This window comes from Nocardiopsis sp. ATB16-24 (genome assembly GCF_030271535.1).
Lineage (GTDB): Bacteria > Actinomycetota > Actinomycetes > Streptosporangiales > Streptosporangiaceae > Nocardiopsis.
In genome coordinates this window covers 61,624-82,620 of record NZ_JASCXJ010000008.1, presented here as the reverse complement: position 1 = coordinate 82,620, position 20,997 = coordinate 61,624, and the positions used below count along the sequence as shown (strand labels likewise).

Sequence of the window (20,997 nt, the reverse complement as noted above, 5' to 3'; positions counted from 1 at the left end):
CGTCTTCGGGGCGTGGGAACCCTTCTCTAGGGGCAGCCCACGATCTCCCTCGCCGCCTCCGCCATCTCGTCACGCTCGCCCTGGTCCAGGCCGTTGTGGTCGAACCACACCAGTACGAAGTGACAGGCGTCCTGGATGTCCTCCGCGGTGTTGTCCTCGCTCTCCAACATGGCCATCGTGGCGAGCATGGCGATTCCGGGACTCTCGAAGGCGGCCACCCGCACGAGGTCGGTGTCCATGGAGGAGGTGCACTGGAAGAGGTCGTACTCCTCCTCGTCCGCCGCTCCACAGACCTCCTCGGTGATGTCCTGACGGGCGCTGATGTCGAAATCCCGCCGCAGTTCGGCCACCAGGTCCTCGGAGGACATCAACTCCTCCGGTTCGGTGGTCGGTTCCGGGGTCGGCTCGGGCTCCTCGGTGGGGCTCGGGTGTTCGAGGGGACTCGGGCGTTCGGTGGGACTCGGGGTGTCGGTCGGCGACGGGGACTCCCCATCGGGTCCGTCCCGTGGCTCCGGCTCCTCGTCCGCCATGACGCGGCCGGCCATCATTCCTCCGAGGGCCATCCCTCCTCCGAGGAAGGAGGCGCCCGCCAGCACCGCGATCACGGCGAGCACCGTCACCAGGCCGGTGCCGTAGCGGCCGGCTCGGGGCGGCCTCGGTCCCGGCGGGCCTTGGTGCGGAGGCGGTCCCTGTGGGGGTGGTCCCTGCGTCGGGTACGCGGGCCGCTCCGGGAAAGGTCGGTTCGCGGGTGTCCGCCCGTGCGGACCGTAGGGGGTCCGGTTCTCGGGAGGTGCGTGGGACCGTGGGGGTTCGTGCGACGGCGGGCCGAAGCCGCCGCCGTGTCCGGGCGTGTCATGGGGGTTCACGTACAGTCTCCTCGTCGTCGGAAATGCCACATCGGAACGCGCACCGGCGAAGGCCGACCGGTGGGAAGAGGACGTCCGACCACGCTCGGATACCCGCTCCACACCTCTTTACTATGAGTTTTGCCAGGAATCCTCCCACTTGCCCATGCACGGTGCCCCTCTGGGGCCGGACATGGCGTCCACACTGGTCGGTACTCGGCACACGCCCGCCACACGCCTCTCGGTTTCACCATGGAGGGGCAAAGAAATGACCCAAAAGGGCCAATTGGACGATTTGCCCCATATGTGGTTAGCGTATCTTCGGCCAACCTTGGGACATCCGGCGCGCATAATAGGGAAATGCGTGACCCCGGACCTACGATCAACAGCATGACCTGCGTTTTGCTGGCCGAAGACGATGCCTCGATCTCCGAGCCTCTCGCGCGCGCGCTCCGCCGCGAGGGATACACGGTGGACGTGACCGTCAACGGCATTGAGACACTCGACCGTGCCCGTGCGGGAGACATCGACCTCATGGTTCTGGACCTCGGACTGCCCGAAATGGACGGGCTCGAAGTGGCGCGTCGGCTTCGTGCCGAGGGTCACGGAACACCGATCCTCATCCTGACCGCGCGCGCCGACGAGGTCGACACCGTCGTCGGCCTCGACGCGGGCGCCGACGACTACGTCACCAAACCCTTCCGGCTGGCCGAGTTGCTCGCCCGTGTCCGCGCCCTGTTGCGCAGAGGCGGCGCCGAGGTGCCCGTCGTGCACGGCGTGCGCATCGACAACGACTCCCGCCGCGCCTGGTTGGGCGAACGCGAGCTCCAACTGACCACCAAGGAGTTCGACCTGCTGCGTGTGCTCGTCCGTGACGCGGGCAAGGTGGTCACCCGTGAGCAGATCATGCGGGAGGTGTGGGACACCAACTGGTGGGGGTCCACCAAGACCCTGGACATGCACATCTCATGGCTGCGTCGCAAGCTGGGCGACGACGCCAACCAACCGTCGTACATCACGACCGTCCGGGGTGTGGGCTTCCGGTTCGAGCGAGACTGACCCGGTCCCGCGTCCGGGTCTCTCCCTGTCGCCCGGCCACCTCCGGGTCGGACACACATGAGGTGACATGCGCAGGCGGATGGTTTTCTCCACCTTGTTGGTGACCGTCATCGCCGTGATGTTGCTCGGGCTGCCTCTGGGTGCGCTCACCTACAAGCTGGTGCACGACGAGAGCACCCGCCAGCTCCACGGCGAGGCGGAGCTGATCGGTGCCGAGAGCGACACCATGCTGGAGGCCCATGGCGAACTCAACCTCAGCGAGTTCGACCGGGACCATCCGAATCGGTTCATCAGGATCACCACGGCGGACGCGTCCACCGTGGTGACCGCGGGCGACCCCGCCCTCAACCCCGAGGCCCCCGATTCTCCGAGCATGTTGAAGGCGACCGCGACCACCGGCCGTGGCACGCTCGTCGAGGTGTGGACGAACGCAGAAGACGTGCAGCAGAGCGTGATCCGCGCCTGGCTGGGGATCGCTTCACTGTCCCTGCTGGCGATCGGGGTGGCCGTCGGGCTCTCGATGTTCCAGGCACGCAGACTCACCCTGCCCCTGATCGACCTGGCGGTCACCGCCGAGCGTCTCGGGTCGGGAGTGACCACGCCCTGGGGCCACCGGTACGGAATCCCCGAGGCGGACCGGGTCGCGGAGGTCCTGGACCGTAGCGCCGAACGCATCGCCGGACTCATCGCCACCGAGCGTCATTTCGCCACCGACGCCTCGCACCAACTGCGCACCCCGCTGACCGCCCTGACGATGCGTCTGGAGGAGATCCTCGCCGAGGCAGACAATCCCGAGGTGGTACGGGAGGAGGGCGAGGCCGCCCTGGCCCAGACCGAACGTCTGGCCGAGACCGTGGAAAGCCTCCTGGGACGGGCTCGCAAGAGCCAGAACCCCGAGGTGGAGGCGGTGGAGATCGATCCCGTCCTCCAGAACATCCAGGCCGAGTGGGAACCCGTCCTCCACGCCGAGGAACGCAGGTTGGCGATCACCGGGGAGGAGGGGCTGACGGCCATGGCCGCCCCCGGCGACCTGGCGCAGATCCTCGCGACCCTCGTGGAGAACGCGTACAAGCACGGCGAGGGAACGGTGACCGTCCGCCGCATCGACACCGGCCAGTCCGTGCGCATCGAGGTCAGTGACGAGGGCGGCGGCGTGCCCGAGCACCTGGCGCACCGGATCTTCGACCGGGAGGTCAGCGGTGGCAACGGCACCGGCCTGGGATTGGCCCTGGCCCGGCACATCGCCGAGTCGGAGGGAGCCCGGATCGAACTGGTCCAGATCAAACCTCCCGTCTTCGCTCTGTTCCTGCCGGCCGGCGCCGGCGGCCTGTCGAAGATGACCGGTCCGGTCTGAGGGACGGGGCCGACACCGACCGCCGTCCCGTCCCCGTCGGTCGCAACCTCAGAAGTCGGCCGAGGCCGCGGACCGCTCCGGCGGCTCGGGGGCCTTGCCGCGCACCACCAGGTCGCTCCACAGAGCACGTACCCGACCCAGTCCGTAGGCCTTGGTGATCTCTCCCCGTGCTCGTTCCGCCTCGGCGGCGAACCGGTCCTCGGTCACCGTCGCGTGGATGGCCTCGGCCATCGCCACGGCGTCGTCGTGGATCCAGTGCGGATCGTAGATCGTGTCCGCGCCCGGCCAGGGGAGCAGCGCGGGGATCCCACCGGAGGCGGCGCACTCGGCCGGGGCCAGGTGGAAGGACTCGTCGTCACTGGTGGAGAGCATGAAGCCCACCCGTCGCAGCCACGTGGCCACGTCCGGCCCGAAGGGGTCGAACACCACCCCCGAGGCGAGGCGTTCATCGCGCTGGATCCGCCGGTAGACGCGTTCGAAGTAGGCCCGCTCCTCCGGCCGGTTCCAGATCCACCAGTACTCCCACGGTTGTTTGGTCTTCACCGACAGCGTGTACCGCGGGTCCATGCGCCGTAGCTCCGACAGCACGTCCAGCCCCCGGTCCAGGCGTTTGCGCGACGGTGCGATGCCGATCATGCCCAGGGAGTACTCCACACCCGACAACTTGGGACGGTCCAACTGCTCGTCGTCCACCCAGTTGGGCACCACGACCACCTTGTCGGCCGGCCACCCCGTCAGTTCCCTGGTCAGGTCGGCGTAGTGGGGACTCACGCACACCACCGCGTCCACCTTGCCGATGTCGAGTTTGCGCGGCCACTCCGCGTACAGCTCGAAACGGTGCAGCCGCACGATCAGTCGTTGCTCGGGCCTCTTCCACTTGGAGTAGAACAGCGCGTTGGGTCCGCACCACTCACAGATCACCACGTCGGCCCAGCCCGCCAGCTCCCGTGACCGGTACTGGTCGTGGGTGCTCAGCCCCTCCCACTCGTCCAGGCGTACGTCGAGCCCGGGCAGCGAGTCCAGGTACTCGGCCAGCCGGGTGAAGAACTTCATGTCGTGTCCGGCCACGACCACCTTGAGCGGCCGCTCGGGGTCGGCCCCCGCCGGTGCGGGCGGCAGTGCCTCGGTGAGGTAGCCACGCAGTCGTTCGGCGGCCCGCTCCAGGGTGTGGTCGGCCGCCGCGTCGCGGCAGCGCGCGGCGGCGTCCGCGTAGACCGCACGATCGTTGTGCGCGCGAGCGATCACCTCGGCGACCGAGGTGACGTCGGCACCGGCGAACAGGGGATAGTCCTCACCCAACAGCGTCTCGTGCATGGGTGTGCGGTTGAGCACCACCGGCAGGCCGAGCGCGCCCAACTCCAACACCTTGGTGGACAGCTCCAGGCTGGCGTCCATGGACGGGTCGCGCCAGGACAGTCCGAAACCGCATTCGGCCGCCTGGCGCAACGCGTCGGCGCGCGACATCCCGCCCCGCCAGTCCACGTGGGGGGTGTTCTCCAACGCCCTGCGCATGCGCTTGGCCCAGTCGGCGGGTTCGGCGTGGATCTTGTCGCCGATCATCACCAGTTCGGCGTCCACTCCGAGTCGCGCCAGCTCGGCGGGCAGCCCGGTCATCTCCAGGGTGTTCCACCGTGGCGCGAACTTGCCGGTGTAGGCCAGACGGGCACGGGCGTGGATCTCTCCGTCGGCTCGTACGTCCTCCGGCACGACCACCACGGGCGGGAAGAGGACCGACCGTCCGCACGCGGCGGGTACCGACGACTCCAGGAAGGCCCGTAGCTCCTCGGTCTGGCAGAGCAGGAAGCGGGAGGCCAACGCGATCTCGGTGAGCTCGGCGGTGACCGTCGCCGACAGCTCGCCCACACTGTGCGGGAAGTCGGTCAGGTAGGTCCACAGTCGTCCCGTCAACGCCTCCTCCTGGGCGGCCAGCCCGGCGAGGCGTCGTCCGCGCACGACCACCAGGTCGAAGGCCCTGCGTTCGTGGTGCTCGACCATGAGGGCGACGGCCTGCTCCGGGGTGAGTCCCTTCGGCCCCGGGTCGGGAAGCGCCTTGTCCTCGTAGGGCCGCAGCAACCGGACACCGGGGATCCTGCTGAGGGGCTCGATGAGTCGGTCGGTGCGCACGGGCGCCTTCAACAGCAGGGTGACCTCGCATCCGGCGGCGGACAGGGCCTGTGCCATCGACTGGGCCCAGATCGCCGAGCCGTCGATGATGTTGAGGTCCACGTCCCCGTACAGGAGCGCGCGCGGAGGCGGTGTACTCACGTTCTTCCCTTCGGATGCTCTTTCTTCGCCCCTGCGGGGCCGTCGGTGGTCAACCGACCGCCCCGGTGGGGGCGTCCGCGGCGTTGTACGCGGTGTCCTCGGTGTCGGAGTCGGCGCCCCTACCGTGGTCGGAGCCCAGAGCCAGGAGTCTGGCACCGCGCCGGTTCCACTGTCGGGGGTCCCAACCACGCCTCAGCAGTTCGGTCCGGGCCAGCTCGGGGACGACCTCGCCCACGAAGACGTACTGCTGTCCGCCCGTGCCGGGGCGATCGAAGAACCCACGTGTCCCGCCGCCCGGCGAGGAGAGCGCGGAACCCCATCCCTCCTCCTCGGAGCCCGGGACGGCGATACCGACCGCGTCGGCGTCCGAGCACTCGACGGCGCACACCAGGTCGGCCAGTCGCCTGCGGCCCATCGGCGCGGACCACGGCAGCGACCATGGTGCGGTGGCTCGTTCGGCCAGCGCCGCCCATCGCTCCGGGCCCAGACCTCCGAGCTGGACGCCGGAGGTGTCGCGGGTCAGCTCCTCCGGCGTGTCCGGTGCGGTGAAACGCGCGGTGCGCACGGTGATGCCGTGCGCCCTCAGCCGCTGGACACCGGGCAGACGCGAGGCCGGGCCGGGCACGACGACCTCCGTGGGCTTCAGGAGGGAGGCCAACAGGTCGTCGGCGAGCAGTTCCGCGTCGTTCTCCCCCGCCGGGTCGGCCAGGACGGCCACGGAGCGCCCGCGCAGGAGCAGTTTCGCCCCCGATGTACCGGGCGGGAAGGACAGGCCCTCCAGGATCTCGGCGAGGCGGACGGGGGTGGCCTCCTTGAGGAAGACCTGCCGGAGCATGCCGCGCTGCTCGGCGGCGGTCGGCTCCTCGGCGCGCAGACGCGGCACCGTGACCGCCAGTCCCTCCTCCGCGGGTTCGGTCGGGGTGGGGATCGCGGCGTGGGTGACGATGTGGGTCCCGCACGCCCAGGCACGTCGACGCAGCCGGGTGTCCTCACTCGGGAACGCCGGGACGACGGCGACGTTGGCGGCCCGTAGGGCGTCGGCCAGGTCGGAGGAGTCGGCGTCCACCACGCCCGCGCCCAGTTCGCTGAGGACCTCGGGGACGGGCTCGTCCCGATGTCCCCGCACGAAGACCGCCTCGGGTCCGGGCGTCAGGTGGGCGGCCACCGGGTTGAACACGTGGAGCGGGACCCCCGCGTCCCCCCTGTGGACCTTGTCGAAGCCCAGCGTGCGCAGTGCCGGCGCCGCGGGCGCGTCCTCGATCAGGACCGTGGGGATGCCCCTCGCGGCGGCGGACTCCAACACCCAGTGCAGGGCGCGGGTGCGGTCCACGACGGCGGGGTCGCCCACGTGCGCCCACGGGGACCCGGGGGCGGCGGCCGAGGACGAGACCAGGACGAGGTCGACGTCCAGGCCGTCCATGACGATCTGGGCGTCGTGCGGGCGCAGGGGCACCGGGTGCACGTACGGGCCGATCGCCTCGGCGATGGAGGTACCGACGACCGTGGCGACCACCAGCATGTCCTGGCCGCCTCCGGGAACGCCCGTCAAAAGACGCGCCTCCTGGCGGTCGGCGTCGAAGGAACGCACGGGCTCGACACCGCCGCGACGGCGTTCGGAGTGGTGAGTGGTACCACTGCGCCGCCAGAGCCGGTAGAGGTCGCGCGGGAGCCTGACCAGGGACCGGCCGGGCTTCCTCGCCGCGGCTGTGAGCGCGCGCCCCACCTGCAACGAGGTGGAACCCTCGACCGCCGCAAGCCGTGCGCGCGCTTCCTGGAGTTGGGCCTCGCGCTCTGCCAGCGCCTGACGGAGCTGTTCTGTCTGGCTCTGTTCACGCCGTTTCACGGGCTGCCACCTTGTGTTCTGGACTGATCGGTGAGACCGCTGCCTGCGTCGGGTGTCCCGACCGTGCGGAACGGTGTCCGCGGCGCGTATCCGGCAGGGCGCGGACGCCCCTGGCCGGACGCGCCACGGTTTCGTCCGGTCCTGTGACCAGGGTCGGTGTGTGGACGTTCGCCATGGTCGATCACCTGGAGCGCTGTGGGGGAATCGTGACGGTGGAGCGGTCGGAGGGTTCCTCCCGGGCGGGAACGGCACCCTCCTCGGTGCCTTCACCGGCGTCTTCGGGTTCGGGGACGTGCGTGCGGTCTGTCATCGGGTTCACCTGGACCACTGTGTGAGGACGGAGGCGATGCGCTCCCCCGCGCGACCGTCCCACAGGGGCGGGACGCCGTCGCCGAGCCGCTCGGGCGTGTGACCGTGCAGGACCTTGGTGACCGTCTGGACGAGATCGGTCTCCGTGACGAGCTGGTTGGTCCCGTGGGTGATGGTGACGGGCCGTTCCGTGTTGGGACGCAGGGTGAGGCAGGGGACTCCGAGGACGGTGGTCTCCTCCTGCACTCCACCGGAGTCGGTGACCACGGCGGCGGCGCCACGGGTGAGCGCCACGAAGTCGAGATAGCCGAGGGGTTCGAGGAGCCGTACACGTGGATGGTCGCCGAGTCCGGCCCGTGCGAAGGCGTCCCTGCCCCGGGGGTGCACGGGCATGACCACGTCGATGAGGTCGGCGATCTCGTGCAGGCGCTCGGTGAGGCGGATCGCGTTGTCGGCGTCGTCCACGTTCGCGGGACGGTGCAGGGTCGTGGCGACATAGCGCTCGGGCAGGTCGAGTCGGGCGCGCAGGGCCTCGGAGTCGAAACGGTCGAGGTTGCCGAGCAGGGTGTCGATCATGGGGTTGCCGACCAGGTGGACCCGCTCGGGACCCACGCCCTCGGCGGCCAGGTGGCCGATGGCCTCGGGGCTGGTGGCGAAGCACAGATCGCTGAGCTGGTCGGTGACGCGGCGGTTGATCTCCTCGGGCATGGTGTCGTCGAAGGAGCGCAGTCCCGCTTCCACATGGGCGACGGGGATCTGTAGCTTCGCGGCCACCAGAGCGGCGGCCACCGTGGAGTTGACGTCGCCGTAGACGACCACCATGCCCGGCCGTCGTGCGAGGAACTCCCTTTCCAGCCCCACCATGAGGGAGGCGGTCTGCGCCGCGTGCGTGCCCGAACCCACCCCGAGGTCGACGTCGGGAGTGGGCAGGTTCAAGTCCCGGAAGAACACGGCGGACATGCGGTCGTCGTAGTGCTGCCCGGTGTGCACGACCGACTGGTGGGCCCCACGCCCACGCAGGGCGGAGACGACGGGCGCGGCCTTGACGAAGTTGGGCCGTGCTCCGACGACGTGCACGATGCCGGTGTCCTGGCTCCCCAGGGGAGCGCTCGTTGCCACGACTTTCACGTTTCCTTCTGTCGAGGTGGTGTCCCCGTCGCCACCGACGGGGCTGGTGCGGTCCAGTGGTTTTCTTTGCCTGAGCCGTCCCGTCCGTGTCGCCGTGGTGTCACCACATGGTCATGTCGGCGTGGTTGTGTGACTGACCGTGCATGACACCCGAGCTTTCGTATCCCAGGTTCCGCGCCCACGCGCCCGTTGGCCACGGGCGGCGACGTTCACCCTGTCGTTGGCCTGGCGGCACCTTCGGTCCGATCCGGCCCGTCTGCCGCTGCTCGCGCTGCGGCTGATGCCCGGCCCGGCGCGACGTACGGTGCGTTCCCTCGCCTCCCGTGCCGGGGGTCGGGCACGCGCCTACGCCCTGTGGGACCAGGGCAGACGCGACGACGCCCGCGAGGCGGTCCTGAGCGCGGCGAGCGGCGCCCCTCCCCGCCGGGTGGATCGTCTGGTGTCCGCATGTCTTGCGGCGGGAGATGCGAGGACCGCCCGAGAACTCGTCGAACGCCTTCCGGAGGGCGCCCTCCGAAGGTCCGCGGAACATCGGACGGCTCTGGCCACGGGACGCGCCGTCGCCGCTCCCGTACCCTTGTCCGTATCGCCTGACCGTCACGGGATCACGTTAACCCGCAATGCCCGAACGCGACCCGACGACACGGTGAACGCTCGGCGACCGAAGATCCACGCTGGTGAACGACGATGGGCGGGTGAGGAACGTCCCCCGTCCGAAGCGGCGACACGGGTCCTACACCTGGTGACCAACGCCCTGCCGCACACCAACGCCGGCTACACGCAGCGCACCCACCGGATCGCGGTGGCCCAACGCAGGGCCGGGATGGACGTTCACGTGGTCACGCGGGTGGGCTACCCGCTCACCAAAGGCGTCCGGGATCCGCGGACGTCGGTACTCGTGGACGGCGTCCCCTACCACCGACTGATCCCGTGGACGGCGCCCGCCGACTCCGCGCGGGAACTGGAGGTGGGGACGCGGATGGCGTCGGCGCTGGTGGAGACGCTGCGTCCACACGTTCTCCACGCGGCGAGCAACCACCACAACGCCCGTCTGGCCCTGGAACTGGGTCGTAGGTTCGGCCTGCCGGTGGTGTACGAGGTGCGGGGCTTCCTGGAGGAGTCGTGGTTGTCACGCGACTCCTCGCGCAGCGTGGAGGACGCCTTCTACCGAGCCGAGCGCGCGAACGAGACCGCGTGCATGCTCGCCGCCGACCTGGTCGTGACGCTGGGCGAGACGATGCGCGCGGACATCGAGGCACGGGGGGTGGCGAGGGAGCGTCTGATGGTGGTCCCCAACGCGGTGGACCCCTCCTTCCTGGAGCCCCTGCCCTCCGGTGCCGGGGTGCGTGCGCGGCTGGGCATCGGTGCGGAGGAGTTCGTGGTGGGCACCACCACCAGCTGCTTCGGCTACGAGGGTCTGGACACGCTGTTGGAGTCGGTCGCCCTGATGCGCGAACGGGGGGAGCCCGCGCACGCCCTCGTGGTGGGGGACGGCCCCGAACTGCCCGCGCTGCGCTCCCTGGCGTCCTCCCTGGGGTTGGGCGGGGCCGCGCACTTCACCGGCCGGGTTCCCGCCGACCGTGTACGCGACCACCACGCCGCGATGGACGTGTTCGCCGTGCCCCGGCGGGACGAGAGGGTATGCCGTTCGGTGACTCCGCTCAAACCCGTGGAGGCCATGGCGGGCGGACTTCCCGTGGTCGCCAGTGATCTTCCCGCGTTGCGAGAGATCGTGGAACCAGGAGTGACAGGAGAGTTAATTCCTGCGGGCGAATCGGCAAGCCTAGCCGATGTCCTGACAAAACTCGCTTACAGTCATGAAAAGCGGGCTTCCTACGGCAGTGCAGGTCGCAGCCTCGTCGGCGCGCACCGCACCTGGGCCAAGGCCGCATACCGCTACAACCAGGCGTATCGGGTTCTGATTCAAGAAATGACCGAATCAGGCCAACATCCGTAATCAGGGACAACGTCTGTCTACACTCGGACGTCCAACGTACTGAGCAATGGCCATCCCTGCTATTTACGCCCGTTCACGAAATGAATGCGAGTGTGACCACGAAGTGGATGCCGCAGCCTCTAACCCAGCACCTGTTTCCCAGCAGCCAGTCGGCGCTGTCGGCGATCTCGTCGTCCTCGGCCTCGGCTATGTCGGCCTGCCCTTGGCGGCCGCGGCCGTGTCCGCGGGGCTGAAGGTCACCGGCCTCGATGTGAGCGACCACGTCGTCAGCGGGCTCAACAACGCGGTGTCCCACGTCGACGACCTCTCCTCGGAGGACGTCCGCGGGATGTTGGACCGCGGTTTCACCGCGACCACGGACCCCGCGTGCCTCGCCACCGCACGCACCATCGTGGTCTGTGTGCCCACACCGCTGTCGCCCGAGGGAGGGCCGGACCTGAACGCGGTCACCTCCGCGGCCCGGTCCATCGCCACGCGGCTGCAACCGGGCACTCTGGTCATCCTGGAGTCGACCACCTACCCCGGCACCACCGAGGAGGTGGTACGACCACTGCTGGAGGAGTCCGGCCTGGTCGCGGGCGCCGACTTCCACCTGGCCTTCTCTCCCGAGCGCATCGACCCCGGCAACCCGACCTACGGTGTGGTCAACACCCCCAAGGTGGTCGGCGGTCTCACCCGCGACTGTGGGGAGGCGGCGGCGAACTTCTACTCCGCCTTCGTGAACACGGTGGTGCGGGCACGCGGCACGCGCGAGGCGGAGATGGCCAAGCTGCTGGAGAACACCTACCGGCACGTCAACATCGCCCTGGTCAACGAGATGGCCGTCTTCTGCCAGGAACTGGGCATCGACCTGTGGGACTCCATCGCGGCGGCGGCCACCAAGCCCTTCGGATTCCAGGCCTTCTATCCGGGGCCGGGCGTGGGCGGCCACTGCATCCCCATCGACCCGAACTACCTGTCGTACAAGGTCAAGACCCTGGGGTATCCGTTCCGGTTCGTGGAGCTGGCCCAGGAGATCAACGGGCGGATGCCCGCGTACGTGACCCAGCGGGCCCAGGAACTGCTCAACGACTCCGGACTGGCCCTGTCCCGTTCCAAGGTGCTGCTGCTCGGAGTGACCTACAAGGCCGACATCGCCGACCAGCGCGAGTCCCCGGCGCGACCGGTCGCGCGCAAGCTGACCGCCAAGGGGGCCACGCTCACCTACCACGACCCGCACGTGGAGTCCTGGCAGGTGGACGGGGTGGACATCCCCCGTTCCACCGACCTGGAACGGGCACTGGCCGACGCCGATCTGACCATCCTGCTCACGGACCACAGCGAGTACCGGCCCAAGCAACTGGAGGAGTACGCGCGCCTGCTCCTGGACACCCGGGGCGTACTGCGCCGTCCCGACCCGGAGACCGAAGCGAGCACCACGGTGCCCGAGCAGGTCCGACGCCACGTACCGCGTGAGGGCCTCCAGGTCCTGTGAACCGGCCGGGCCCCGGGCCCGCCCACCGGCACGCCGATGGTCGCCCGTCGGCGTGCCTTGTCGTGTTCGCCCCTTCCCGACCGAAGGTTCACCCGCCGCACCCCGCCCGGCCACCCCGGTTTCCTCGCGACGTCTTTCTCACCTCCTAGCGTGTCGGAAGGACCATACGACCCCCGAAAGTGGATGATTGGGACAGATCACCACAAAGGGCCTATACGGTGACACAGGTAGGTGAACCAGATGCACGCACTTGTGGCCACGGTCGTGCACCACCCCGAAGACGCCCGGATCCTGCACCGTCAGATCCGCGCGTTGCTGGACGCCGGACACACGGTGACCTACGTCGCGCCCTTCCGCGACTGCGGAGCGACCCCCTGGAAGGAGCTTCGCTCGGTCGACGTACCGCGCGCCTCCGGCAGGGAACGGTTGTCCTCACTGCGCGCGGCGCGTGCGGTACTCGCCGAACACGCCCCCGCCTCCGACCTGCTGCTCCTCCACGACCCCGAACTCCTCCTGGCGCTGCCCTCCGGCCGCCCGGTGACGGTGTGGGACGTGCACGAGGACACGGCCTCGGCCCTTCTCACCAAGACATGGGTCCCGGGGCCGCTTCGCCGCCCGCTGGGCGCGGTCGTGCGCTCCGTCGAACGGTACGCGGAGCGCCGGATACGCCTCCTGCTCGCGGAGGAGGGATACCGTTCCCGTTTCCGACGCGAACACCCGGTGGTGCCCAACACGACCGAGGTCCCCCCGACCCCGACCCGGGAACCGGGGGAGGACCGGGTCGTCTACCTGGGTCAGGTGTCGCAGGCGCGCGGTGCGCGCGAGATGGTGGAACTGGGGCGCGCGCTGCGTCCGCACGGGGTGCGCCTGGAGGTCGTCGGCGGCGCCGACCCCGGTGTGCGACCGTTGCTGCGCGAGGCCCAGCGCGAGGGCGTGCTGCACTGGTACGGATTCGTCCCCAACGACAGGGCCCTGCGGATGTGCGCGGGCGCCGCGGCGGGTCTGAGCCTGTTGCACGACACACCGAACTACAGACACTCGATGCCGACGAAGGTCGTGGAGTACATGGCGCACGGCCTGCCGGTGGTGACCACGCCCAACCCCCTGGCTCGGGCCCTGGTGGAGGACCGCCCGGAGGGTCCGGCGGGCGTGGTGGTACCGTTCGGCGACGTCCCCGCGGCCACCGAGGCCGTGCTACGACTGTGCCGGGACGCCGAGCTGCGGCGGCACATGGCACGCACCGGACACCGGATCGCGCGCACGTCCTTCCACTGGCCCGTCCAGGCCCGCATGTTCGTCAGGCGGCTGGAGAGCTGGGTGGAGGAGGCGAACGGCGCGTTCCCCGTGGTCACGGAGCGGAGCAAAGGCCGGCCCACACCCGTGGGTGATCGGCCTCACATTTAGTGACTTAGGAAATATCTTCCTCGATAAGGAATGTTGTGGGTCGTGTCGGAGCAAAACCGATGTTCGGCCCATCATGATCACGACCGAGGAAGCACATGACTGACGCGCTGGTTCTCGACAAGGCGGCCCAGGATCTCCTGTTCCGTGACGCCCGTACCGCCAACACCTTCACCGACGAACCGGTGAGCGAGGAGCAGGTACGTGCGATCCACGACCTGGTCAAGTACGGGCCCACGGCCATGAACAACCAGCCCCTGAGGGTCACCGTGGTCCGCTCCCGCGAGGCCCGTGAGCGCCTGGTCCCGCACATGTCGGGCAACAACGCCCCGAAGACCTCCACGGCCCCGCTGACGCTGATCCTGTCCGCGGACCCCGACTTCCACGAGCACTTCCCCAAGACCTTCCCGGTCGCACCGGACGCCCGTGAGAACTTCGCCGCGATGCCCGCCGAGGCCCGCGCGTCCATGGCACAGCAGAACGCCTACCTACAGATCGCCTACCTGATCGTGGGTGTGCGCGCCGCCGGCCTCGCCGCCGGACCGATGACCGGATTCGACGCCGAGGGCATCCGCAAGGAGTTCTTCGGCGAGGACTCCGCGCTCCAGCCCCTCGTGGTCATGAACATCGGCAGGCCGGGCCCCGACGCGTGGTTCGACCGTCTGCCGCGCCTGGAGCACGAAGAGGTCTTCACCGAGCTCTGATCTCGCCTCCGTGGACAAGGGCCGGGCGTCTCCGAGGCGCCCGGCCCGACGTGTCGGTGGGAGGCGCTCACACCCTCCCACGGGGAACACCGAGCCGTGGGAGGGAGCACCGCTCAGCCCTCACCGGTCCCGTTACCCGCGGAGGCGAGGAAGACCAGCAGGCACACGTCGTCGTCGCAGTCCTGGTACTTGACCATGGCGTCCAGCAGGTCGTCCGCCGCCTTCTCCGGACCGTCGTCCCAGTACGGGGGTCCGCTGAAACCCTCCAGCAGACGGTCGATCCCGTCGTCGATGGACTCGCCCCGTCGTTCGACGAGACCGTCCGTGTACAGCAGCAGGGCGGAACCGGGCGGCAGCGCGACGGTGTGGTCGGTGTGGACCAGGTCCACAGGCAGACCGAGCATCCCTCCGTGCGGAAGTTCCACGGCCTCGGCCCTTCCGCCGCCGTCCCGCCACAGCGGCGGAGGGTGGCCCGCGCTGGCCATGACCACCTCCGGATCTCCCGGGCGGAAGCGCACGATCACCGCGGTCGCGAACAGGTCCGGTTCGAGGTGGTCCAAAAGACGGTGCAGCCGTCCCAAGAGCGCGGCCGGGCTCCGCTCCTCCAGTGCGTACGCGCGCAGGGCCGTACGCAGTTGGCCCATCATGACGGCGGCATGGATGCCGTGCCCGGTGACGTCGCCCACCACGCCGATGAACTCGCCGTCCCCCAGGGGGAAGACGTCGTACCAGTCGCCGCCCACGTTCATCCCTCGTGTGGCGGGGAGATAGCGGGCGGTCATCTCCATACCCGGGGTGCGGGGCAGATCGGTGAGCATGGCGCGTTGGAGCGTGGCCGCCGTGTCGCGCTCCTGCTCGAAGCGGCGCGCGTTGTCCAGTGACACGGCCACCCTGCGCGAGAGTTCGACCAACATGACCCCGTCGTCGGGGTCCAGCTCATCCGTGCGCCGCAGCAGCAGCACACCGATCAGCTCGGTGCCCGTGAGCAGGGGCAGACCCAGATGGCCCTCCTCGCTCAAGGCGTCCACGGGCCGTCGGCTGGACGCGGCCCGCAGTACGGTCTCCGGAGGGGTCTGGTCGACGTCCTCGGGCCCGCACAGTTCCCCCTCCGCGCCCGAGTGCCACACCTGCACGTCCTCCGCGTGCCGAGGGATGAGGAACTCGCGCAGGAAGGAGGAGATCTCCGTCTGGTTCAGGGAGGCCAGCAGCCGTGCGCTGGCCCAGGACAAGAAGGTCAACCTGTTGCGCGCGGCCTCCGCCTCGTTCCGGGCCGTCCTCTCCGCCGCCAGCAGTCTCCTCTGCTCGTCACTGGCCTCGGCGAGTTCGGCGTGCAACGCGAGCACGCCCTGGTTGGTCTCCTCCAGTTCGCGTTGGAGGCTCTCCAGCGCGCGTGCGCGTTCGTTGGCGACCGCGGCCGCCGAACCACCCCTGTCGAGGGCGCGCAGCAATTCCGTCGCCAACAGTTCCACGTGGTCGACGGAGCCGACGAGCCCGCCGAGAGGACGGTCCAGACGCTCGGAGAGGGTGATCGTGGAAGCCCACATGCTCTCCCCCGCGCCGTCACGGACCCCCGTCCGCAGGGCGTGCGCGTCCTCGGAGCGTTCCAGTACCAACACGGCCGATCCGCCGGCCTCGATCTCGCGCAGCGCGCGTGAGGAGAAGGCGTCCAGACACTCCAGTACGGTCTCCGAAGCGACACAGGCGACGTCGAACACGCGCGCCGCGGCCGCGACCGCCAGGGCCACGTCAGCGGCGGTTCGCACTCGCAGTTCAAGCAAGGGCCGCCCCCTCCTCCCCTTCTTCTCGCACGGTGTGTTTGACGACCGCGACGCAGGTGTCGTCGCGCAGAGGCCGGGCCGCGCTTCCGGAGTCCCGGAACAGGGCGGCGGCGATGACCGCCGCGTCGTGGTCGTACAGAAGCTCCGTTCCCTCGGGCCTCCACCGGCTCGGCAGACCGTCACTGTGCAGGACGAGCATGTCCCCCGGGGTCCAGTCACGGAGGACCGGGACCGGTGTACGCAGCGTGAAGGCCCCCACGATCCCGGGGCTGGAGAGCAGGGTCTCCCAACGTCCGCCACGGTACAGGCGCGCACCGATGTTGCCGATCCCGCAGAAGGTGAGGCGCTGCCGCGAGTCGTCCACCTCCGCGAGCGCGACGGCGACCCCGCGTGTGCGTCGCAGTTCCTTGTGCATGCCCCGCAGCAGCGTGACCGGGGAGTGCCGACCGTTCTCCCTCAGACACCGCGCGGCCGCGGCCGAGGCCTCGGCCGCGGCCTCTCCGTGCCCGAGACCGTCCGCGAGCATGACCATGCGGCTTCCGCCGCCGCTGCGAAAGGCCAGGGTGTCCCCGGAGTCCGCCTCGCCGCCCAAGGGCACGTGCACCCCTCCGACCGCCACCCGCTTCTCGAACAACGCGCGGTCGGAGGGCCGGGTGAACCTGGCCAGGGCGACGGTCCCCCGCCCGGGGGTGCTCTGCACCTCGAAGAAGTCGGCGGCCCTTTGGCAGGCACCGAGCCCGGTGCCCAGCGAGTCGACGGTGGAGAAGCCGTCGCTCATGGCCCGAGCCACGTCGGGGATCCCGGGGCCGTGGTCCAACGCCAGTACCTGGAGGGCCCGAGCCGTTCCCCAGGGGTCCTGGACCTCCTCGGCCACGAACCGCCCCCCGGCCGCGTACCTGCACATGTTGGTCGCCAACTCGGACGCGGTGAGGGCGACGGCGGCCGCCCTCACCTCGTCCAGACCGATCGACCGGGCGGCGTTCCCGGCCATCCGGGCGGCGTGCGACACGAGCGTGGCGTCGGTGACGCTCAGTTCCCAGACCCTGGTCATCGGAACCCACGCCGAAGGGAGTCGTTCCAGCAGGTGATCGTGACCTCCGTACCGCCCTCGGGGTCGCTCTTGAGGTCGAAGTCGTGCACGAGCCTGCGTGAACCGCTCAGGCCCATGCCCAGGCCGCCCGCCGTGGAGTAGCCGTCGCTCAGAGCCAGTCCCACGTCGGGGATCCCGGGTCCGGAGTCGACGAAGCTCACGGACAGCCCCTGGCCCCTCTCACCGTGGACGAGGCTGATCTGCGCCATCCCCCCACCACCGTGCAGAAGGGTGTTGCGGGCCAGCTCGCTGGCGGCCGTCACGAGCTTGGTCTGCTGTACCAGTCCGAACCCGACCCGCTGCGCGAGCGCACGCACATGCTGGCGGACCGCGGTGAGATCGGTGTCCTTGCGGATGGGCAACCGTATCGGTTCCGCGGAGGTCTGGCTCATGTCGTGTTCCGTTCCTCCTGGACCGTGTCGGCAATGGTGACCCCGAAGTCCGCCGCCGCGTCGGTGATGGTGCGGGCGGTGTCCATGCCCGGCAGGGACAGTCCCAGCTCGACCAGGGTGATGGCCACCGCGGGGCGCATACCGACCAGGACCGTTCTGGCCGCGAGCAGGCGCGAGGACGCGGCGATCTCCGCCAGGACCCGGGCGAGGAAGGAGTCGACCATGTCGAGCGAACTGATGTCGATGATGACTCCGCGCGAACCGGTTCGCACCACCGCGTCGGTGATGTCCTCCTGGAGGGAGACGGCCGCGTCATCGGGGAGTTCGCCCTGGATGCTGACGAGCAGCAACCCACCGAAGTCGAGCACGGGGATGGAAGACGCACCTGGCATGTGTCCGTCCGGTCCTTTCTCAGAGGTGGCCTCGGGCCGGCAGTTCCCCACGCTGGTCACGGCCCAGGGCCCATTGCAGGGCGTCGGCGAGGGTAGCGCGAGTGGTGACCGAACTCAGGTCGAGCCCCAGCTGGACGATGGTCTGGGCGATGGCGGGCCGAATCCCCGAGATCACGCATTCCGCGCCCATGAGGCGTGCCGAGGCGACGGTCTTCATCAGGTGCTGCGCGACGAGCGAGTCCACCGTCGGCACACCGGTGATGTCGAGGATGGCGATGGTCGCCTTGTGCTCGACGATCGCCTCCAGGAGGTTCTCCATCACCACCTGGCTGCGCGCGCTGTCGAGCATGCCGATGAGGGGCACCGCCACGAGACGGTCCCAGAGTTTGATGACCGGCGTCGCCATCTCCAGCAGCTGTTGCCGCTGGCGCAGGATGATCTCCTGGTTCTCCTGGAGCATGGCCTCGATGACCACGACCCGCAGGGTGCCGAACAGCGCGACGAGCCGCGTCCGAGCCTCACAGGTGTCCTCCACGCCGAGTTCGACCGTCTCGGCGTCCAACAGGTCCCATGCCGCGTCGCGCAGGGCACTGACCTCCTGGTCGACCTGGCTGGTGGACAGGCCCGCCCTCGCGCGTGAGGCGGTCATCGCGGCGAGCTGGCGTTGGATGGGATCGAAACCCGGGGCCTCCAGATCCTCGACCCGTCCGCTCTCGGCGACCGCGGCCAGGGAGTCGATGACCGAGTGACAGGCTTCGACGGCCTCTTCCCGTGTGACGGTGAACACCGCCTGGAAGAGGGGAAGGTCCGCCCAGCGTTGCGCGATCTGTTCCCTGCGACGCCGAAGGAGACCGGCCACGGCCTCCGCTCCGGCGGCGGCGGAGTCAGGCGGTCCGTACGTCATACGTCTCCTCTTGTTCGTGAGGTCGATTCGGTGACATGATCATTTGCCTTCTGACAACTGTCTATCAGAAGGGATGTGCACGCACAGAGGATACGAACACGGTCTCGGTGCCGACGGGGGGACGAACGACGCAAGGGCGTGTTCGGGACCGGCTCACTCGCCAACATACTGCGCACACCCACCGTGTTCCGCCACGGTGTGACCGAAATCCCGGTCAGGACCGGCCCCGCCAGTCGAGACAGAGCACGAGCGCGTCGTCGACCGCCTCCCGTCCACCCTGGTAGGCGGTCAGGTGACGCAGCACCTCCTGGGGGACCGAGACGCTGGGCAACAGTCTGGTGGCCAGGATCGCCTTGGCCAGGGCCCTGTCGCCGAAACTCTCCTCCGCCTCACCGGGAGCGTCGAAAACGCCGTCGCTGGCGAAGACCAGACGGTCCCCGGGTTCGACCTTGAGGTTCTGCGTGGTGTAGACGCTGTCCTCGGCCATGCCGACGGGCAACTGCGGCTCGAACGGCAACTGGCTGACGCGATCGTCCCGGAGGAGGTACAGACGTGGGGAGCCGGCGTCGACCACCTCCACCTCACCCGTCTCCAGGTCGAAATCGAGCATGAGGACGTCCAGATACCGTTCCCCTCGGTACTGGGCGTACACGGCCTTGTCCGCCAGGGCGACCTGGTCGGCGAGGGACACCCCGCCTCGACGGGCGTTGCGCAGGGCGTTGACGGCCAGGCCGGTCAGGAGCGAGGCCTCGATGCCCTCACCCATGCCGTTGGTGATGCCGAGGTGGAGCCGGTCCGGCTCGGCCGACCAGTCGAAGTTGTCGCCCCTTATCGCGTAGGCGGGTTCGAGGTGGGCCCCGATGCTGTACTCGGGGCATTCGTAGGCCCTGCCCGGCAGAAGGTCCCACTGCACCTCCGCCGCCAGCGTGAGACGGTCCCTGCGGCGCAGCGAACGGTAGACGTCCGTGTCCCGTTCGGCCACGAGGAGCTCGTGGCCGAAGGCGGTGGCGACGTGCTCCAGGTCGACGATCGTCTCCTCCGAGGAGGTGCCCGCCTTCACCCCGACCACGAGGACGCCCAGCCTGTCCCCACGCGCGCTCACCGGCAGGTGGACGACCTCCGTCCCGGAGGCGAGGTCGTCCTCGACGAAGGTCGCCTGTGCGCCGAACACCCTGCCGACGATGCTGTTGAAGACGGAGAACTCCTCGCCGCACTCCCCGAAGGGCTCGGTGACCCGGCAGAGTACCTCGAGCCCGTAGTCGGCGAGGAGGACCTCGACGGACACCGCCCCGTAGTGCTCCGCCAACGCGTCGCGGAGCACCGCCACGAGGCGGTGTGGTGCGGCCTCACGAAGGGCCCGCGCTACGGTCTCGGATCTGTTCACTGTGGTCGACCTGCGTTTTCTGTGCCTGGTGGGACGTGTCCGCGCACCGGCACGGGTACGGACGGCGGACATGGAACCCGGTGTTCCGTTATGGTCGTAGGGATACCCGCCCGACGAACACGGCCGGGTACTACTCACAGACGCGATTTGTGAGAGTGGAAAGTGAGTCCTGAATCGCAGGAACAGGCGAGTGACGCGGCCCGTGCGGCCTCCGCTGTCACCGAACTGATGGAAGTGCTGTGGGGACGTGGGCGCGAGGTCGCCTCCTCTCCCGTCTCCCCTCCACAACTCAAGGTCCTCTTCGTCCTCGAGGAGGAGGACGGCGTGAACCTGCGTACCGTCACCGAGCGCCTGGGTTCCACCCCTCCGTCCGTGAGCAGGCTGTGCGACCGCCTACAGGCGGTCGGTTTCGTCAAGCGGACAGCGAGTCCGAACAGCCGTCGGGAACTGAGGCTCTGGCTGAGCGAGAGCGGTCGTTCCTTCCTCCGTGACCTCAGGGCGCGCAGGGAGGTGGAGCTCCAGGAGGTCATCGCACGCATGCCCCCGCGGAAACGGGCGATGCTCCTGGAGGGGCTCACGTCCTTCCGCCAGGCGGCGAACCGCTCCGACGAGCATTCCGGAAGTTCGGAACGACCGAACTTCCGTACGGCCTGAGACCGCCGCGTGGAATCCGGACGGAGGAACCGACACCACTCAAGGGGGAGACCTCCGCTTTCCC

The 20,997-nt window shown here is 69.4% G+C and carries 19 protein-coding genes; 7 read left to right on the top strand and 12 right to left on the bottom strand.

What is annotated here, in order from left to right; genetic code table 11:
* Window positions 1–26 precede the first annotated feature (26 nt).
* Window positions 27–620 carry a hypothetical protein gene (locus PFX91_RS11270; RefSeq protein ID WP_285731440.1) on the bottom strand — a complete coding sequence of 198 codons (594 nt, stop codon included), beginning with the start codon at window positions 618–620 and terminating at the stop codon, window positions 27–29.
* 615 nt (window positions 621–1,235) lie between these two features.
* On the opposite strand from PFX91_RS11270, the gene PFX91_RS11265 reads away from it, so the two are divergent.
* Window positions 1,236–1,904, top strand: coding sequence for a response regulator transcription factor (locus PFX91_RS11265; protein ID WP_285731439.1), 669 nt, complete (start codon window positions 1,236–1,238; stop codon window positions 1,902–1,904).
* A 67-nt stretch (window positions 1,905–1,971) separates the two neighbouring features.
* Entirely contained in the window at window positions 1,972–3,258 is a 1,287-nt protein-coding gene (locus tag PFX91_RS11260; protein WP_285731438.1) for a sensor histidine kinase, read from the top strand.
* Window positions 3,259–3,306: 48 nt separating this feature from the next.
* Here PFX91_RS11260 and PFX91_RS11255 read toward each other — a convergent pair whose 3' ends face one another.
* From PFX91_RS11255 to wecB, 4 genes are all read right to left on the bottom strand, one after another.
* Window positions 3,307–5,496, bottom strand: a complete 2,190-nt coding sequence (locus PFX91_RS11255) for a glycosyltransferase (protein ID WP_285731543.1) — start codon at window positions 5,494–5,496, stop codon at window positions 3,307–3,309.
* Window positions 5,497–5,572: 76 nt separating this feature from the next.
* Window positions 5,573–7,366, bottom strand: coding sequence for a hypothetical protein (locus PFX91_RS11250; protein WP_285731437.1), 1,794 nt, complete (start codon window positions 7,364–7,366; stop codon window positions 5,573–5,575).
* Between the two features lie 181 nt (window positions 7,367–7,547).
* Window positions 7,548–7,685: a hypothetical protein gene (locus PFX91_RS11245; protein WP_285731436.1), complete on the bottom strand. Its 138-nt coding sequence runs from the start codon at window positions 7,683–7,685 to the stop codon at window positions 7,548–7,550.
* Window positions 7,682–8,794 carry a non-hydrolyzing UDP-N-acetylglucosamine 2-epimerase gene (wecB, locus tag PFX91_RS11240; RefSeq protein WP_285731435.1) on the bottom strand — a complete coding sequence of 371 codons (1,113 nt, stop codon included), beginning with the start codon at window positions 8,792–8,794 and terminating at the stop codon, window positions 7,682–7,684. Before wecB ends, PFX91_RS11245 begins: the two co-directional genes overlap by 4 nt.
* A gap of 229 nt (window positions 8,795–9,023) precedes the next feature.
* Between wecB and PFX91_RS11235 the strand changes: the two genes are divergently transcribed.
* The gene (locus PFX91_RS11235) at window positions 9,024–10,760 is read left to right on the top strand and encodes a glycosyltransferase family 4 protein (RefSeq protein WP_285731434.1); all 1,737 of its coding nucleotides are present in this window, start codon (window positions 9,024–9,026) and stop codon (window positions 10,758–10,760) included.
* 73 nt (window positions 10,761–10,833) lie between these two features.
* Here the strand turns inward: PFX91_RS11235 and PFX91_RS11230 are convergent, their stop codons facing one another.
* Entirely contained in the window at window positions 10,834–11,022 is a 189-nt protein-coding gene (locus tag PFX91_RS11230; protein WP_285731551.1) for a hypothetical protein, read from the bottom strand.
* Here PFX91_RS11230 and PFX91_RS11225 point away from each other — a divergent pair.
* The 3 genes from PFX91_RS11225 to PFX91_RS11215 all read left to right on the top strand — a co-directional run bounded on the left by PFX91_RS11225 (window position 10,978) and on the right by PFX91_RS11215 (window position 14,339).
* Window positions 10,978–12,234 carry a nucleotide sugar dehydrogenase gene (locus PFX91_RS11225; protein ID WP_285731542.1) on the top strand — a complete coding sequence of 419 codons (1,257 nt, stop codon included), beginning with the start codon at window positions 10,978–10,980 and terminating at the stop codon, window positions 12,232–12,234. The genes PFX91_RS11230 and PFX91_RS11225 overlap by 45 nt on opposite strands.
* Window positions 12,235–12,474: 240 nt before the next feature.
* A complete protein-coding gene (locus PFX91_RS11220) occupies window positions 12,475–13,638 on the top strand; it encodes a glycosyltransferase (RefSeq protein ID WP_285731433.1) in 1,164 nt (387 codons plus the stop codon).
* Window positions 13,639–13,733: 95 nt separating this feature from the next.
* A complete protein-coding gene (locus PFX91_RS11215) occupies window positions 13,734–14,339 on the top strand; it encodes a malonic semialdehyde reductase (RefSeq protein WP_285731432.1) in 606 nt (201 codons plus the stop codon).
* A gap of 113 nt (window positions 14,340–14,452) precedes the next feature.
* On the opposite strand, the gene PFX91_RS11210 is transcribed toward PFX91_RS11215, so the two are convergent.
* The 6 genes from PFX91_RS11210 to PFX91_RS11185 all read right to left on the bottom strand — a co-directional run bounded on the left by PFX91_RS11210 (window position 14,453) and on the right by PFX91_RS11185 (window position 20,279).
* The gene (locus tag PFX91_RS11210; protein WP_285731431.1) at window positions 14,453–16,117 is read right to left on the bottom strand and encodes a PP2C family protein-serine/threonine phosphatase; all 1,665 of its coding nucleotides are present in this window, start codon (window positions 16,115–16,117) and stop codon (window positions 14,453–14,455) included.
* Complete coding sequence (locus tag PFX91_RS11205; protein WP_285731430.1) at window positions 16,110–17,168, bottom strand: ATP-binding SpoIIE family protein phosphatase; 1,059 nt, start codon at window positions 17,166–17,168, stop codon at window positions 16,110–16,112. The genes PFX91_RS11210 and PFX91_RS11205 overlap by 8 nt, the downstream gene beginning before the upstream one ends.
* Window positions 17,165–17,599, bottom strand: a complete 435-nt coding sequence (locus PFX91_RS11200) for an anti-sigma regulatory factor (RefSeq protein ID WP_285731429.1) — start codon at window positions 17,597–17,599, stop codon at window positions 17,165–17,167. The genes PFX91_RS11205 and PFX91_RS11200 overlap by 4 nt, the downstream gene beginning before the upstream one ends.
* Window positions 17,596–17,991 (bottom strand): STAS domain-containing protein, encoded by a 396-nt coding sequence (locus tag PFX91_RS11195; RefSeq protein WP_285731428.1) that lies wholly within the window; start codon window positions 17,989–17,991, stop codon window positions 17,596–17,598. The genes PFX91_RS11200 and PFX91_RS11195 overlap by 4 nt, the downstream gene beginning before the upstream one ends.
* Before the next feature lie 19 nt (window positions 17,992–18,010).
* Window positions 18,011–18,895 carry an STAS domain-containing protein gene (locus PFX91_RS11190; protein WP_285731427.1) on the bottom strand — a complete coding sequence of 295 codons (885 nt, stop codon included), beginning with the start codon at window positions 18,893–18,895 and terminating at the stop codon, window positions 18,011–18,013.
* 214 nt (window positions 18,896–19,109) lie between these two features.
* On the bottom strand, window positions 19,110–20,279 hold the full coding sequence (locus PFX91_RS11185; protein WP_285731426.1) for a PP2C family protein-serine/threonine phosphatase: 1,170 nt from the start codon (window positions 20,277–20,279) through the stop codon (window positions 19,110–19,112).
* 162 nt (window positions 20,280–20,441) lie between these two features.
* Here PFX91_RS11185 and PFX91_RS11180 point away from each other — a divergent pair, with 162 nt between their 5' ends.
* Window positions 20,442–20,933 (top strand): MarR family winged helix-turn-helix transcriptional regulator, encoded by a 492-nt coding sequence (locus PFX91_RS11180; protein WP_285731425.1) that lies wholly within the window; start codon window positions 20,442–20,444, stop codon window positions 20,931–20,933.
* Window positions 20,934–20,997: the final 64 nt, after the last annotated feature.